This is a genomic window from Agarilytica rhodophyticola, assembly GCF_002157225.2.
Lineage (GTDB): Bacteria > Pseudomonadota > Gammaproteobacteria > Pseudomonadales > Cellvibrionaceae > Agarilytica > Agarilytica rhodophyticola.
Genome location: NZ_CP020038.1, coordinates 3,888,314 through 3,903,512, shown reverse-complemented (window position 1 = coordinate 3,903,512; position 15,199 = coordinate 3,888,314). Strand labels below are relative to the sequence as shown.

At 44.3% G+C, this 15,199-nt stretch carries 16 protein-coding genes; all 16 read left to right on the top strand.

The window, feature by feature from the left end:
- Nucleotides 1–4: 4 nt before the first annotated feature.
- From BVC89_RS16260 to BVC89_RS16185, 16 genes are read left to right on the top strand one after another with little or no spacing between them, the layout of a single operon-like run.
- Nucleotides 5–208, top strand: coding sequence for a phage head-tail joining protein (locus BVC89_RS16260; RefSeq protein WP_086932205.1), 204 nt, complete (start codon nt 5–7; stop codon nt 206–208).
- Complete coding sequence (locus BVC89_RS16255; RefSeq protein WP_086932204.1) at nt 205–1,731, top strand: phage portal protein; 1,527 nt, start codon at nt 205–207, stop codon at nt 1,729–1,731. The genes BVC89_RS16260 and BVC89_RS16255 overlap by 4 nt, the downstream gene beginning before the upstream one ends.
- Nucleotides 1,715–4,000: a head maturation protease, ClpP-related gene (locus BVC89_RS16250; RefSeq protein WP_086932203.1), complete on the top strand. Its 2,286-nt coding sequence runs from the start codon at nt 1,715–1,717 to the stop codon at nt 3,998–4,000. Before BVC89_RS16255 ends, BVC89_RS16250 begins: the two co-directional genes overlap by 17 nt.
- A 56-nt stretch (nt 4,001–4,056) precedes the next feature.
- Entirely contained in the window at nt 4,057–4,413 is a 357-nt protein-coding gene (locus BVC89_RS16245) for a DUF2190 family protein (RefSeq protein ID WP_086932202.1), read from the top strand.
- A gap of 2 nt (nt 4,414–4,415) precedes the next feature.
- Nucleotides 4,416–4,733, top strand: coding sequence for a hypothetical protein (locus BVC89_RS16240; protein ID WP_086932201.1), 318 nt, complete (start codon nt 4,416–4,418; stop codon nt 4,731–4,733).
- Nucleotides 4,730–5,293 carry a phage tail protein gene (locus tag BVC89_RS16235; RefSeq protein WP_086932200.1) on the top strand — a complete coding sequence of 188 codons (564 nt, stop codon included), beginning with the start codon at nt 4,730–4,732 and terminating at the stop codon, nt 5,291–5,293. The genes BVC89_RS16240 and BVC89_RS16235 overlap by 4 nt, the downstream gene beginning before the upstream one ends.
- Nucleotides 5,294–5,680 (top strand): hypothetical protein, encoded by a 387-nt coding sequence (locus BVC89_RS16230; RefSeq protein WP_086932199.1) that lies wholly within the window; start codon nt 5,294–5,296, stop codon nt 5,678–5,680. It abuts the gene before it with no gap.
- Nucleotides 5,681–5,692: 12 nt separating this feature from the next.
- A complete protein-coding gene (locus BVC89_RS16225) occupies nt 5,693–6,142 on the top strand; it encodes a hypothetical protein (protein ID WP_086932198.1) in 450 nt (149 codons plus the stop codon).
- 17 nt (nt 6,143–6,159) lie between these two features.
- On the top strand, nt 6,160–6,495 hold the full coding sequence (locus BVC89_RS16220; protein WP_086932197.1) for a hypothetical protein: 336 nt from the start codon (nt 6,160–6,162) through the stop codon (nt 6,493–6,495).
- A gap of 41 nt (nt 6,496–6,536) precedes the next feature.
- Nucleotides 6,537–6,911 (top strand): hypothetical protein, encoded by a 375-nt coding sequence (locus BVC89_RS16215; RefSeq protein WP_086932196.1) that lies wholly within the window; start codon nt 6,537–6,539, stop codon nt 6,909–6,911.
- Nucleotides 6,912–6,913: 2 nt separating this feature from the next.
- A complete protein-coding gene (locus tag BVC89_RS16210; RefSeq protein ID WP_086932195.1) occupies nt 6,914–9,106 on the top strand; it encodes a hypothetical protein in 2,193 nt (730 codons plus the stop codon).
- 2 nt (nt 9,107–9,108) lie between these two features.
- Nucleotides 9,109–9,450 (top strand): phage tail protein, encoded by a 342-nt coding sequence (locus BVC89_RS16205; protein ID WP_086932194.1) that lies wholly within the window; start codon nt 9,109–9,111, stop codon nt 9,448–9,450.
- Between the two features lie 14 nt (nt 9,451–9,464).
- Nucleotides 9,465–10,178 (top strand): phage minor tail protein L, encoded by a 714-nt coding sequence (locus BVC89_RS16200; protein ID WP_158657983.1) that lies wholly within the window; start codon nt 9,465–9,467, stop codon nt 10,176–10,178.
- Nucleotides 10,178–10,936 carry an NlpC/P60 family protein gene (locus BVC89_RS16195; protein WP_086932192.1) on the top strand — a complete coding sequence of 253 codons (759 nt, stop codon included), beginning with the start codon at nt 10,178–10,180 and terminating at the stop codon, nt 10,934–10,936. The genes BVC89_RS16200 and BVC89_RS16195 overlap by 1 nt, the downstream gene beginning before the upstream one ends.
- A 1-nt stretch (nt 10,937) precedes the next feature.
- On the top strand, nt 10,938–11,468 hold the full coding sequence (locus BVC89_RS30180; protein WP_086932191.1) for a tail assembly protein: 531 nt from the start codon (nt 10,938–10,940) through the stop codon (nt 11,466–11,468).
- A gap of 14 nt (nt 11,469–11,482) precedes the next feature.
- Nucleotides 11,483–15,190 (top strand): TipJ family phage tail tip protein, encoded by a 3,708-nt coding sequence (locus tag BVC89_RS16185; protein WP_086932190.1) that lies wholly within the window; start codon nt 11,483–11,485, stop codon nt 15,188–15,190.
- Nucleotides 15,191–15,199 lie beyond the last annotated feature (9 nt).

The following is a 15,199-nucleotide window of genomic DNA, read 5'->3' as shown; positions in this document are numbered from 1 at the left end:
AAGTGTGGCCGTAACACAAGCAGATATCGACGCGTTAAAAAAGGCAATATATAGCGGTGCAACTAAGGTTTCATATAGGGATAGAAGTGTTGACTATAGAAGCTTAAGTGAAATGAAACAGACTCTTGCGGATATGCAACGTGAAATAAGTGGCGGAAAAAGAGAGCCCTATAAATTTAAGCGTTACGATCGTGGATATAACTCATGAAAACACTGAATATTATTGATCGTGCCCTTATGTACTTTGCTCCTGCAGCCGCAGAGCGTCGAGTGCGTGCAAAGCTTCGCACGGAGCATATGATTGCAAGATCTGGTTATGAGGCGGCTAACAATGGGCGTCGTGGTTTTGGTGCGGCTGGCTCTAGTCAGAATGCGGAGAATCGCAGGAGTCTAAAATCATTGCGCAATTCTTCGCGCAACCTTGAGCGTAATAACCCTTACTTAACGGTAGCTTTAGATGTTATCGAGTCTTATGCGGTCGGCACGGGCATCAAGCCCAAGGCGAAGCATCCTACGGATAAAGCAAAAGAAAAACTTGCACAAGAGTTAATGGATGAATGGTCTCAATCAGTAGATTGTGATTATCGTGGTCAGACTGATTTATTCGGTTTGCAATCACTCTCTATGAGAACTATCCCGCTGTCTGGTGAATCGATATTTATTCGACGGCACGCTGAGCATGGCTCTATGCGCGTGCCTTTAAAGCTGGAGTTGCTCGAGGGTGATTATATTGATGATATGCGCGATCGACATACATTGGTTGGTGAGTCCGACCTAGTTCAAGGTGTGCGTATTCGCAATGGGCGACCTTATGAATATTTCTTACATGATAACCACCCCGGTGAGGCAGGTTCGATATCAGGAGATTCAAAGCCGGTTCACTCAAGTTTAGTTGCGCATGGGTTTTCAATTCTTCGACCTGGTCAGGTGCGCGGGATACCTTGGGGATATTCTGCGTTTACTAGGATGAAAGGGTTAGATGATTTTAAAGACGCACGAATAGAACAGCAGCGAATTGCAGCCTGTTTAATGGCGTCTGTTTGGACTGAGGATGGTGCAGACGAAAAAGGCGATCCGCTTCCCGATACAATGGAGCCAGGCTTGATTTTAAAGCTTAGCGGTAGTGAGCGAATGGAGACGACTACACCACCTTCAGTTAGTGGGCAAGATACCTTTGTGAAAGGTGAAGAAAGAGTTATTGCCTCTGCGTATGGCATTACCTATGAAGAGCTTACGGGCGATTATAGCTCGGCAAACTTTGCTAACGGCAAAATGGCTCGTTTAAAAATGTTTGCTAATGTCGAACGCTGGCAACGTAATATTTTGATCACTCAGCAATTAAAAAAAATATCTGAATGGTTTATTGATGCTGCGTATTGGTCGGGATTGGATATTCGCGGTGTTAAGTTTGAGTGGACAAAACCACGTAAAGATGTGCTAGATATTAAAAACGAATTACCAGCAATTGTGCAAACAGTACGTTCTGGTTTGAATTCTCTGCAGGGTGAGCTCCGAGCGCGGGGCTATGATGTTGAGCAAGTCTTTAACGAAATTAAGGAAGATGCAGAGTTAGCGGATAGGCTCGGAATAGTCTTAGATACAGATCCACGTCTAACGAACAAGAGCGGTCAAATTCAAAGTAAAACTGTTAACGATACTGGTGATGCTGCTTCTTCTGATTTAGATGGTAATGACAACTTAGGCGGTGAATTAAATGCATCAAATTTTTAAAGCGTTTGGTAAAAGCGTTATTCAGTTATCACCCACTGCATTTATTAATACGCAAGGTCAGTTAATTATTTATGGCATTATCGGAGACTGGTTTGATGGTCTCGATGCGGCTAGTGTTGTTCAAGCAATTGACGAGTTAAGTGGCGATAAAATAGAAATTCGAATTAACTCGCCAGGTGGTAGTGTCATCGACGGTCTAGTGATGTATAACTATTTGAAATCAATTGACAAGGAAGTTATTTGTTACATTGATGGCTTGGCCGCTAGCATGGCGTGTGCGTTGGCTATGGCGTGTGATCAGGTGTTTATACCAAGTAATGCCATGATGATGATGCACAAGCCGAACTTTGCGGATCTTATCGGGCAGTTTAACGCAAATGATTTGCGTGATTTAGCAATGCAGCTCGATACTATCGAGCCTTCCTATATTCAGCTACATGCAGACAAAACCGGTAAGTCGACCGAAGAAATTGCGGCGCTTCTTTCTGATGGTAAAGACCATTATTTCCGCGGTCAGCAAGCGGTCGATTATGGCTTAGCTGATTTCCTGATTGAGCCTATGGAAAACGTTCCGCAAGCCCGAATATACGATAGTCAGCGAATCAAGCCGGGTGTTTCTATTCCTTCAACTTTTCTAAAAAAAGCGGCAGGTGCCGCACTAAACAACCAGGAGTTATTTATGTTTCAACTAAAAAGTAGTGCGGATGGCGTTGATGCATCGCTATTGCAATTAATCGCTAATGCCCTTGCTGAAAAATATGCGGGTGTAGAGGAGGCGGCGGCAGCTCTTTCCGAGCTGGGCGTTACAGCAGATATGTTGACCGGGGCTGCTGAAATGCCAATGGAGGTTATCAGTGCACTTGCGTCCGAATTGGGTGTTAGTGCGTCTGGTGAGGATACTGAAGAGCCTACCGCAGCGACTGACGAAAGAAATGTATCTTCAGCTTCTGCATTATCTTCGCGTGCTAGTGTTGTTTCTGCCGTTAGTGCTGGCACTGGTAGAAATGCGGTCATTGCTGAAAGGCAGAGAATATCTGGTTTACGTGAAATCGCAGCTAAGGCCAACTTTGGTGATAGTGACGCAACGCTCAACCAATGGATTGATAACGGCATTAGTGTTGATTCTGCGCGGGCAAAAGCATTTGATATTATAGCTAAGCGTAGTGCTGAAAATTTACCCGCTAGCGGAACAATTAGAACGGGGGGTTGCCAAGATATACGTAAAGCGGTTGCTACCGCTATGTTGGCAAGAGCGAACCCCGAACGTTACAAGCATAATGATAACTCTAGAGAGTTTCGTGGGATGAGTATGCTTAATATTGTTCGCGAAATGGCGGCGTATAGTGGCACATCCTTGCGGGGTAAAGGTGTCAATGACGTGGTTGCTTCGGCTTTCAGTTCTACCAGTGATTTTCCTGCGATTGTAGAGGATGTTGCTAATAAAGTTTTATTGGATAAGTATCGTGAGAAACCAAAAACATTTACGGAGTTCGCTCGTCGTTCGTCCTCAACAGACTTTAAAGAAAATCATAGTGTTATGGTGGGTAACGGTCAGGGATTGCTACCAGTTGGTGAGAATGGTGAATTTAAAGATGGCACTGTTTCAGAAAGTGAAGAAAGTTATAAGCTCAAAACTTTTGGTCGTACTTTCTCTTTTGGTCGCCAATTATTAATTAATGATAATCTTAAAGCGTTGACTCAGTTTATGAGCGGTCTGGGTGGTTTGGCGTCGCGTAACGAATCTAGAGTTTTTTATGAATTGCTTAATTCTAATCCGCGCTTGAAACAAAATAATCGCGCAATGTTCCATGCTAGTAATGGTAATTTAATTGATGCGGATACTGTAGAGCTTGGTATTGATAATGGCCGTAAAGCGCTCGCTAAACAAAAAGGCTTAGATGGTGATTATATAGATGTGGTTGCCTCATACTTGCTAGTATCGCCTGATCGTTTAACAGAGGCTCAAAAAGTCTTGTCGGCAGTGCAAGCTACCACTACCGGTGATGTGAATGTTTTTGCTAACTCATTAAGTCTTATAGAAGAGGTGAGGTTGGCAGGAGTCGACAATGATCCATTTTATATATTTGCATCACCTAATGACGCGCCTGCTTTTGAGTATTCGTATTTAGAAGGAGAGGAGGAGCCATACCTGGAAACACAAGAAGGTTTTAACGTTGATGGTATCAAAATCAAGGTGCGTCATGACTTCGCGGCGGGTGTTATTGACTACCGTGGTGTTGTTAAAGTTAGTGGTGTAGCTGCTCCCTAATTCTCTTCTTTAGTATCTCTTATTCATATATCTATTAAATAATCTAAAGGTTTCTTATGAAAAACTTTGTTCAAAACGGTGACGTTCTGACGTTCACCGCTAATGGTGCTGTGTCTTCTGGTGGTGTTGTCCAGCTGGGTGATAATGTTTTCGGTGTTTCGCAAACATCGGTTTTAGATGGTGAGGAAGGTGAAGCCGTGATCGAGGGTGTCTTCATTTTACCTAAGGGAACGGGTGTTGGGAGTGCTATTGCCCAGTGGGCTTCAGTATACTGGGACGGCACGGCTGTTGTTGATGAGCCTACGGCTAATAGCAAAATGGGTGTTGCCACTCTTGCAGCTGATGACGCGGCTACCACGGTCAATGTGAAGTTGCTGCCAGGCTCAGCAGGTGAAGCGCCTGCAGGGCCCTAATAATGTTTCATGATCTTATTGCAACGGGAGCAAGGATTGCTAACTCGTTGCTAGGCGGGGATGAGGGGGAGTACCGTTATCGTGATGGCCGTCCCTCTGTCCCTACAACAGCGGTTATTGATCATGATATGGAAGTCATCAATGACTCAGGCGGTGGTTACAGCCGTGTGATATTAGGCTCGTTTCTTGTTCGCGATATCGAGCAATGTGAAAAAGACGATGTGTTTATTGCGCCCGATCAAAGGCGCTACCGTGTCAAAAAGAAAGTGCTAGAAAATGATACGGATATTCAAGCGTACCTTGTTTTGGAAAAATCATGAACAATCGTCTGCAGCGAGATATTGATGCTCGCACGCGGCGCTTGAATCAGTTAGCCAGAAATCAAGTGCCGCGTGCGATGTCATCTGCTTTAAATAAGTCGGTTAAGCGGTTGCAAACACAAGTGGTTCGCAGTGTATCTAAAAGTAAAAAACTACCGGCTAAGGTAGTCCGAAAAAAAACATTCATTAGTCGTGCAACACCAAGAAAGACCCGCGCACGATTATATTCATATCCAAGAAAAGTGGCGGTTATCAGTTTATTAAAAACGGCCACTATCTTAAAAAATGTCAGGCGTGGCACTAACCGCAAAGGTGTGCGTGCAGCTGGCCGCCAGTTTGATGGTGCATTTATTAACGTGCATCGAAAGAGCGGTAAATTCCAAGTGTTCAAGAGAGAAGGAAAAAAGCGTTATCCTATTGACGTTGTTGGTATTGAAATTAAAGATCGCTTTAGTCGTGCGCAAGATATTTTGTCAAAACGCATTATGAAACGTGATTATCCAAGGCTGTTATCTCAAGAACTTAATTTTAGAATCGAGCGGGCGAACGGGAGGACATAAGTGTCTAAGCAGCGAATCGTAATACGGCGGGCCATCGGTGAATTACTGAGTAATCATTATGATGAGCCAGTTTATCTAGAGCGTATGCCCGATATGTCAAACGACGAAGCGGCAATTACATGTTTTTTTGATTCTGGCGATCTTGATTATCAAGGTGTTTTTGCTTCAAGCAATGCCATATTTATTATTGGTTTCCATCGAAAAGATCTTGATACTGATGACGATTTAGACGTGTGGTCATCCTTCGCTAGTAACTTATTACATGAAAACACATTGGATGGTTTGGTGATGGGTATTACTGAGGTAGGGTTTGAATACGGCAGTGATGATGCACCAGAACATTCAAGTTTATATTTAAAGTTTAATATTTCTTACGTAGGAAAATAAAGAGGTTTAATTATGCCATATCAAAGTGTGCCCACGCTGGGGGCAGGGTCTCGTTTGTATTATGAAGACCCATTAACGCCAGATGTCTGGGTATTGTTACCTAATGCATTAAACATTGGCCAGGTCGGTGAGCAAGGTGAAACGGTGGAAGTCACACCCATTCTGTCAACGGTGCGGGAGTATATTGCGGGTCTTGATACTCCGCCCGATAAGCAGCTTAACTTTAACCAAACACCAGGGGTTCCAGAATACGCACGTTTTCTAGAATTAGTGAATGATCGCACTAATATTAATATGCGTGTCGATTACCGCAGCGGGGATCGCGCCACGTTTAACGTCGCTTTACTAGGTCAGATGATGGAGGCCCCCGATGGTAGCACCCAACTGCAAATGCTGATATTTGCAAAACAGTCGGGCCGCACGACGTGGGAAGAAATCCCCGCGCCGCCAGCGACACCATAATTAAGGAGTTAATGATCATGGAGTTTCTACAGAATATTAAACTTGATCCCGTTGAGTGTGATATTGACGGTGTTGCGGAAAAAGTCAAAGTTTATCGCTTTACGCTTCAGTATTGGGAGACTGTCATTCTTCCGATTATGAAAGATGATGACAATGGGCTTAGGGTGAGTAATGAGGATGTACTTACGGCGGCTTTATATTTTATGAATCCTCAAGGTTATTTGCACACGCAGGAAGATCTTGAATTAGTCAAGTCGGCTTTGGGGGCGTCTCAGGTGCTTGCTATTTATAGTAAAGGTATTGAAATAAACGGGTACGGAGGTAACACGGGCAAGGAAGCAAAAAAAAACTAAGAAAAGACCGCCAGTTATTTCTTAAAACGCGTCTTGCTATATTGTTTGGTTGTCCAATCTCTGAAGTTGGGCAGCGTGTCCCGCAATGGGAATTACCTTACTGGAATGAAATCTACAATCAGTCGCCATGGGACTATGGCGGTTTGGATAATCTTTTCAGCAAAACCGCCATGCAGGTTTGCAAGTGCTTGGTAAAACTCAAAAGTAATATAACGCTAGAGTCTTTTAAATTTGGTGATCCATTTAATACTGGTTCATTGTCGGATGATGAGTTTTTCGAATTGGATGATGACGATAAGACGGACTATTTAAACCGGTGTGCGCTGACTGATGCGCAATACGCATCATTAAATGATGCTCAAAAACATCAATATGAAAAAATACTTATTGCCAACATGAAGGCGGTGATGAATTAGTTATGGAACGAGATCGATTAGTCACAGAGTTGCGGGCTGATACTGCCGGTATGCGGCGCGACCTTCAAGAGAATGAACGTGATGTAGAAAGTTGGGGGCGTCGTGTTACGGCAGTAGTAGGCGGGGCGATTGCAACATTCGGGGCAATCAGCTTGGCCGATGAAATCGTCGAAGCTACGCGTATTGAACAGCGAGCTCTTGGTCAACTTCGACAGGGGCTTATCACAACAAATAATGCGGTTAAATTATCTTATGACGAAATTGTTCAAAGTGCTGAGAATCTGCAGGATGTTAGTACTTTTGCATCTGCTGATATTATTAAGGCGCAATCTCAGCTAATTACTTTCACTCAAATAACAGGTGATGAGTTTATTCGTACCACTGAAGTGGCGGCCGATTTGGCAGTGCGCTTTGATGGTGATTTAAAAGGTGCGGTTATCCAGTTGGGTAAAGCGCTCAATGATCCAATCACTAACTTAAGCGCATTGGCGGACGCGGGTATACAGTTTTCCGAAGATCAAAAGGCAATGATTGCTGCGCTCATTGAGTCGGGTAACTTGGCTGCTGCTCAGCGTGTTATTTTAAAAGAGTTGGAAGTGCAATTTGGTGGGTCTGCCCGTGCGGCTCGTAACGATTTTGGTGGTGCGCTTGAGGGATTGTCGAATGCTGCGGCTAGTTTATTGGCTGCGGATAACTTGGGTGGTGTTGTTGATGATATCGAATCATTGACTGCAGCATTAAGAGATCCTGAGACGGTAAAAGCGGCGGGTATCCTAACCTCTGCAATCATACAGGGAATGGGGAAAGCTGCTAAAGCGATCGCTGTTACGATTAATAGTGTTAATTCACTCGGTGAGTCTATAGCTGCTGCTATTCATGGCCCTGCACTGGGAGATCTTGAACGCTTAAATACTGCTCTTGAGGTTGCGCAATTTAAATTACAGCAGATTGAAAGCGGCCAAGCGACTGATATATTTGGTCGTGCAAAAAAACGGTTGCGAGAGGAAATTGCATCTCTCGAAGAAAGAATTAAATTATCAAAAGAATTGGGGGCGCTGAATCGTAAGAATGACGAAGGCGGGCCAATTGATGTTCCGCTCGGTGCAAGCGCAGCTCCTATAAATAACGCTCCTGATGAAATATCTGTCCCTGATGTTGTGCCGCCGGAGTTTGAAAAAATAGAAGCGTCGCTTAAGCGTCAAATTGATCTATTTGGGGAGACATCGAAAGCCGCGCAGCTTCGGTACGATTTGGAAAATGGTTTAATTGAGGGGTTGGATAAAAACCAAATTGATAAGTTGGTATCTCAGCAGCAACGACTTGATGAGATGACAGCTAAAGAAATCGAGTTACGTGAAAATGCGGCGGAAGAAATTAGGCGCATTGATGAAGATCAGCGCGGGCGCGATAGCTTAGCCCAAAATGTCGCACTTCTTGAAGAGCAATTAATGACGGAAGAGGAGCGTATTTTAGCTGCTCATGAACGGCGTCAGGAAATGCTAGACAATGCGTTAGAGCAGCGAATTTTAAGCGAAGAGCGTTACAAGGAAATCTCGTTAAAGCTTGAGCGCGAAGCCGACGCCGAACGCCGCCAAATCGCTACTAAAGGTTTTGGTGTGCTGCTTTCAATTGCTGATCGCTACTATGATGGCGTCACAACAAAAGAAGCACAGCGAGTGCGTGCAGCGATCCAGCTGGGCACAGTATTGCTCGATAAAGAAAAAAGAGATTCTCTGAAACGGATTGCTATCAATACTCGTGATGCTGCCATGGGCGCTTACAGTGCGCTTGCCAGTATTCCTTATGTTGGCCCTTTCTTGGGAGCGGCGGCGGCAGGTTCGGTTATTGCCTTGGGTGGTGCCTATGCGGCAGATGTTGCGGGTATCGCTCATGGTGGTTTAGACAATGTGCCCAAAGAATCAACGTACCTGCTTGATAAGGGCGAGCGCGTATTAAGCCCTCGGCAAAACCAAGATTTAACGTCATTTCTTGATGATAATAATGCGGGGCGTCAGCAGGGCGATGTGACGGTGATTGTCAATGAGGCGCCTGGTGTCCAAAACGATATTTCCTACTCTCAACAAAATGGTAAAACTGTGGTGACGATTGACCAAAAAATACGAGAAATCACGCGAGATGAAATGCTTATTCAAAGTGCGCCAGGTGGGCTGCTTGATAAAACTTATATGGTGTAATCATGCCTCAGATATTTCCTAATTATTTGCCTAAATTTGGTTTGCAGCCTCAAAGGTTGTTTCGCACGCATGAGGCGTCTTTTGGTGATGGTTATTCGCAGCGTGGCAAAGATGGCATTAACAATGTGAATGAAACGTGGCAGCCCCTTTTTGAAAGGCCGCTAGCAGATATCTTGGTTATTGTTAATTTTATAGATTCTTTAAATGGTGTTGATTCCTTTTTTTGGACGCCGCCACATCAGCCTCAAGCGCTGTATACATGCTCTCGATACACTGGCCCTCGACAAATAGGACAATTGTATTATTCCTTATCAGCGACTTTTCAGCGCGTCTACGATCTTTAAACTTAGGTAAAACAATGCCGGATATTATAGCAAGTACGGCTCAGCAGTCGTATTACGGCGCTGTCGTGACTTTATTTGTGCTGGATGCTTCCAGTATCGGTGGGAGTATTACGTACTTTACACCTGGGCCGTTAAACGGTGAATTTGTTCAGTTTAACAATCGAGCGTATGTGCCGTTTCCCGCTGAAATTAATGGACTGTCATGGTCTGGGCGAGGTGCGATACCTACGCCTTCTTTAACTGTTAGTAATGTGGGTAGCGACTTTGTGGCGGCCATTTTGGGGAGTGACAATTTAGTCGGTTCGCGACTCACGATTATTAAAACATTTGAACAGTTTTTAGATGATGGGAGTAACCCCGACCCTACGGCGACTTTTCCGGAAGAAATATTTTCTATTGATCAGTTGGTGTCAATGGATAATGAGCGCATTGTGTGGCGATTGGCAGCGCTCTTTGATGTACGGGGAGTAAAGCTTCCACGTCGACAAATATTACGGGATGCGTGTACGCATCGATATCGACGTTTTGTTAATGGTAGTTTTGATTATACAAAAGCAACGTGCCCTTATGTTGGTTCATCGTCTTTTGATTTACAGAATAATGCGACCAATAGCGCGAATGACAAATGTGCATTAAATCTTGGCGCGTGTCGGCTTCGTTTTGGTTCAAATGCTGTGCTGCCTTTTCGGGGATTTCCGGGAGCTGCACGAATTAGGGATAGGGTGTAATGAGTATTAAAGATATGGTCAAGCAGTTTAATCGATCACCGTTTAATAGTGATGTCGCTGCTGATGCAATGGCTCATGCGCGTAGTGTCTATCCTGAAGAGTCATGCGGCATTGTGGTTGATAATAAATACATGTCTTTACGTAATGTGGCGAAAGATAAAAGTAATAATTTCCATATTTCACGCGATATTATTGCAAAGTATAAGAATAAAATTGAAGCGGTGATTCATTCGCATCCTGATGGCCCTTATTACCCAAGTGCTGGTGATATGCGATCACAAATTGCTATGAGTGTTCCATGGGGCATTGTTTATGTAGAAAAAGGCCACGCATATGAGCCGTTTTTTTGGGGGGATACATTAGAGGTTGCACCGTTAAAAGGACGGCCTTTTCAACATGGAATTTTTGATTGTTATTCCCTTATCCGTGATTACTTTAGAGCGAAAAAAGATATCGTGCTCGATGAGTTTCCCCGCGATTGGGAGTGGTGGCTCGATGATTCTTATAATCTATACCAAAAAAACTTTGAGTCGCAGGGCTTTGAGTGCATTGATGCAGGTGAAGTGCAAGAAGGGGATTGTTTTCTTGCACAAATTCGTTCAAATACCATTAATCACGCGGGTGTCTATGTGGGTAACGGTCTTGTCTTGCATCAAATCGGTAACCGTGAAGGTTTTAGCGTAAACCATCCTTCATGTGAGCAGCCTGTTTACATGTGGGAGCGTTATATTCGTCACTGGGTAAGGCATATTGCTTAACATGAAAACTATTTATTTGCATGGTGCATTATCTAGTCTGATTGAGAATGGCGAACTCAACATTGATGTGGTCTCACCTCTTGATGCGCTGCGTTTTTTATCGTCTGTTTTGCCTGGATTTAAAAAAGAAATACTGCGGGCACCGTATTTTTTGTCATTAAATAAAAGTGAGCGGCTTTGCATTGATCATTACGGTGTACGCTTTGGTAATCGCTCTAATTTACATATTTTGCCCGATGTTTCGGGTGCAAAAGTGGGTGGTGCAGCAGCGGGAATAGCGCCAGAGTCGTCGGCATATGAGTCGCGAGATGATGAAAATGTTTCTGCACTATTTAACGGTGGTGTTAACACTACGGAGCAAGGAATTTGTGTGCCGGTTGTTTACGGCGAAGTAGGTCGTGCGGGCTCTGCTGTAATATCAGCGGGTATTAGTGTTGAGGAGATCCCCTATACCGTACCAATTGATGAGCCTGATATCATTGATTGGCCAAATCATCGCGATCCTAGATGGCCATATCGTCATGAACCATAATCGGAATAGTTCACATGGATATTATTGGTAATAAAGGTGGTAAAGCGGGCGGAGGTGCTGCGCGTGCTGCTCAAGAAGACCCGAACACGCTTAAAAGTGTTGCTACTGCGCGTGTTTTAGATTTAGTGTCTGAGGGCGAGATAGAGGGCCTTGTAAACGGCTTGCAAAGTGTCTATCTCGACGGCGTGCCTGTACAAAATGATGATGGCTCTTTTAATTTTGAAGGTGTAGCTATTGATACACGTGTTGGCTTGCCTGTTCAAGATTATATCGAGGGTTTTGGCCAAGTAGAGTCTGAATTTGTTGTCGATCAAGAGGTGCTTTTTAATACGCCCGTTGTGCGTGCTATTACAAATGACGAAGTTGACGCGGTGCGCGTTAAAATAGTGGTGCCCGCACTTACATCGCAAGATCCTGAGAATGGCGACCTCCACGGCTACAATGTCGTGGTGAGAATTGATGTGCAATACGATGGTGGTGCTTGGAATAGTTATGTTTCATCTACGATCGCAGGTAAAACCACTAGTGAGTATGAGCGATCGTTTAATATTGTGCGCACGCGGGCTAGTAGTTCATGGAATATTCGTGTGGTGCGTATATCGCGAGACTCTGACGATGATGCGACCAAGGAAAATAAGACATTTTGGGGTACATACACCGAGTTAATTGATACGAAGCTGTCCTATCCTGATTGTGCCATTATTGCCGTTGCCATCAATGCTGAACAGTTCGGCGATAAAGTGCCGCGTCGTGAATATCACATAAGGGGGCGTAAAGTTCCGGTCCCTTCAAATTATAATCCGCAAACACGCCAATATACTGGTATCTGGAACGGCACGTTTGTCAATGCGTGGACTAATAATCCTGCTTGGTGTTATTACGATATGGTAACCCATGATCGCTATGGCCTAGGTGAGTTTATCGAGCCGTTTAGAGTTGATAAGGGGCGGTTATACCAGATATCACAGTACTGTGATGAGCTTGTTGATGATGGATTTGGTGGTCAAGAGCCACGCTTTACATTGAATGTGCAAATACGCACGCGTGAAGAGGCGCAAACCCTTATTCGAAAGTTAGCGTCAGTGTTTCGCGGAGTCACTTATTGGGGGAGTGGTACTGTTATACCAGTGCAAGATGCACCAGCAGATTATGAGTTTCTTGCGTGCCCTGCTAACGTGATCGATGGCAAATTTACTTACAGTTCCAAAAGCCTGAAAAATAGAAGTACAGCGGCTTTAGTTACCTATAACGATCCTAATGATGGTGAAAAAGCAGCGGTCGAAGTGTATGAAGATTCAGACGCGGTCGCTGTCCATGGCTGGAAACAAAAAGATATTACCGCCTTTGGTTGTAATTCTCGTGGACTGGCGCGGCGGGTGGGTAAGTGGGAAATAGAGCACGATCAAAATGCAACAACGACCGTTACTTATCGCGCTGCCTTGGATCATCTCTCAATACGTCCCTACAGTGTTATTGCGATTCAAGATCCAGCAATTGCGGGCGAGCGTTTATCGGGGCGTATGGTGAGTGTGCGAGGCTCTGTGCTAACGGTCGATGCGTTGCCCGACTCTCTTATTAGTTCGACCTATACCTATAGAATTTCTTACATAACGCCTGAAGGTCGTGTCTCGCGTGCAGAAGTATTTTTCTTTGATGTAGCAAATAATCAGGTACATTTGTATGGGCCTGTGGCCGATGTTCAGCCCAACTCTATTTGGGTATTAAGTGCGAATCAATTATCGCAACGGCTTTTTCGTGTCACAAGCGTATCTGCGCAATCTGATAATATTTATTCTGTTGAGGCCGAAATATACGACCCTAATAAATTCGCACGTGTTGAACAAGATTTGGTATTTGATGATGGTGACTACACCGACTTGCCAACGGGGCCATTGCCAGCGCCTACAAATTTAGTGCTCGGTGAATATTTAGTTCGCCAGGGTAATGTAATCAATACCGTGTTAACCGCTTCTGTTACTGCGCCTAACGATTCGAGAGCATCGTTCGTGCAATTTCAATATAAGCCAACACCAAGTGATGCGTGGTTGCCTGCAAGCATTGAAAGTCAGCCTTTTTTTGAGGTGCGAGATGTTCGCGACGGTAATGTCGTTCAAGTGCGTGCGCGTTCTGTTGGTCGCTTGGGGCTCCAAAGTGCATGGGTAACAAGTTCTCAATACCAAGTAGTTGGTAAGCTTGCGCCACCGACAACGCCGACAAATTTTACTGCAGTTATTCGTCCGGACACGGGAATATTTTTATCAAAAGATCCGTCACCGGATGTCGACTATAAAGAAACGCGATTTTTTGAAGGTGTTACATTTGAGTCAGCTGTTGAGTTAGGGCGGGTCGCGGGTAATACGTTGCTCTTAGACAGTGTTCAATTCGGTCGACGTACTTATTGGGCTGTGGACTATGATACGGGTGATCGATCGAGTGATCCGGTTAGCACTGAAATTACTATTTATGTTCCCACTATGTATGATGTTAGTCACAGCTATGCGGGGGCAGATGTTGTGTTGGAGTGGGGGCCGGCGGCGTCATCATTTGTTATCGCGGAATATCAAGTATGGCATGGTGATATTTTGCTTGCACGAACACGCGCAACTAATCAGCGTATTCGTGTTGATTGGATCGGTTCGCGATCGTTTGACGTTGTAGCTGTTGATATTGTGGGTAATGGGAGTATTCGTGTTTCGGAGCTTGTATCGCCTCGGCAGCCCGGTTCGGCAAATGTTACGGCGAGTGTTATTGATAACAGTGTTCAGCTTACGTATAGCGCGCAAGCTGGCGATCTTCCTATAAAAAAATATGAAATCTTTATTGGTGATCGGTTTAATGAGGCTGAAAAGTTTCAGGATAAAGCAGGTGATAGCACATTTACGATTATTCAAGAGCGCCGTGCCGGATCGTATACTTATCATTTTATCGCTGTGGACACTGCGGGCAATCGTGCTAATCCTAGTTCAGCTACGGCGATTGTGTCTCAGTTACCCGACTATGTCTTTTTTGATTCTTTTAGTGAGCGTGAATTGGGTTTTGATGGTGTTTCCACAAATTGTTTTGTCGACAATGGGGCGTTAGTTGCGTTGGTTGATCCTGATGAAACGATGCAGGAGTATATTGATAATGGCTTTGACACGTTTCAAGAAGAAATAAATGCAGGGTTTGAATTATTTGCAACGCCAGGTCAAACCAGTGCGCGCTATGAAAAGATTTATGATTTAGGTGCGACGCTTGCCACTTCACTCATTACTAGTAATGTATCCGTACAAACTATTTCTGGTAACGCGAGTTATACACTAGAAATAGCGTATTCTAATGATGGTGTTAACTTCATTGCAGATAATAATGTGCAAGTGTTTGGTATTGGATTTCGCTATGTACGTATCGTTGTGGATGTCGCTAGCGATGGTGGTGCGAATGATATTTTAGTAATCGATGATATTTTTACATCCCTGGATTTAAAAGAGCAGGGCGAATCTGGGCGAGATGTGGCCTCTGCATCTGATGCCAATGGAACGCGTGTTGCTCTTCGAAAAAACTTTATTGATGTAACGTCGATCTCGGTTACACCTAATGCGACAGTACCGCGATATGCATCCTATAGCTTTGATGATGTTGTTAATCCAACCGAATTTTTTGTTCGTCTTTTTGATAATAATGGCAATAGAGTCAGCGGTGTATTTTCATATTCCGTGCGGGGCTATTTGTCAGTGAATTAATAGGAGTTA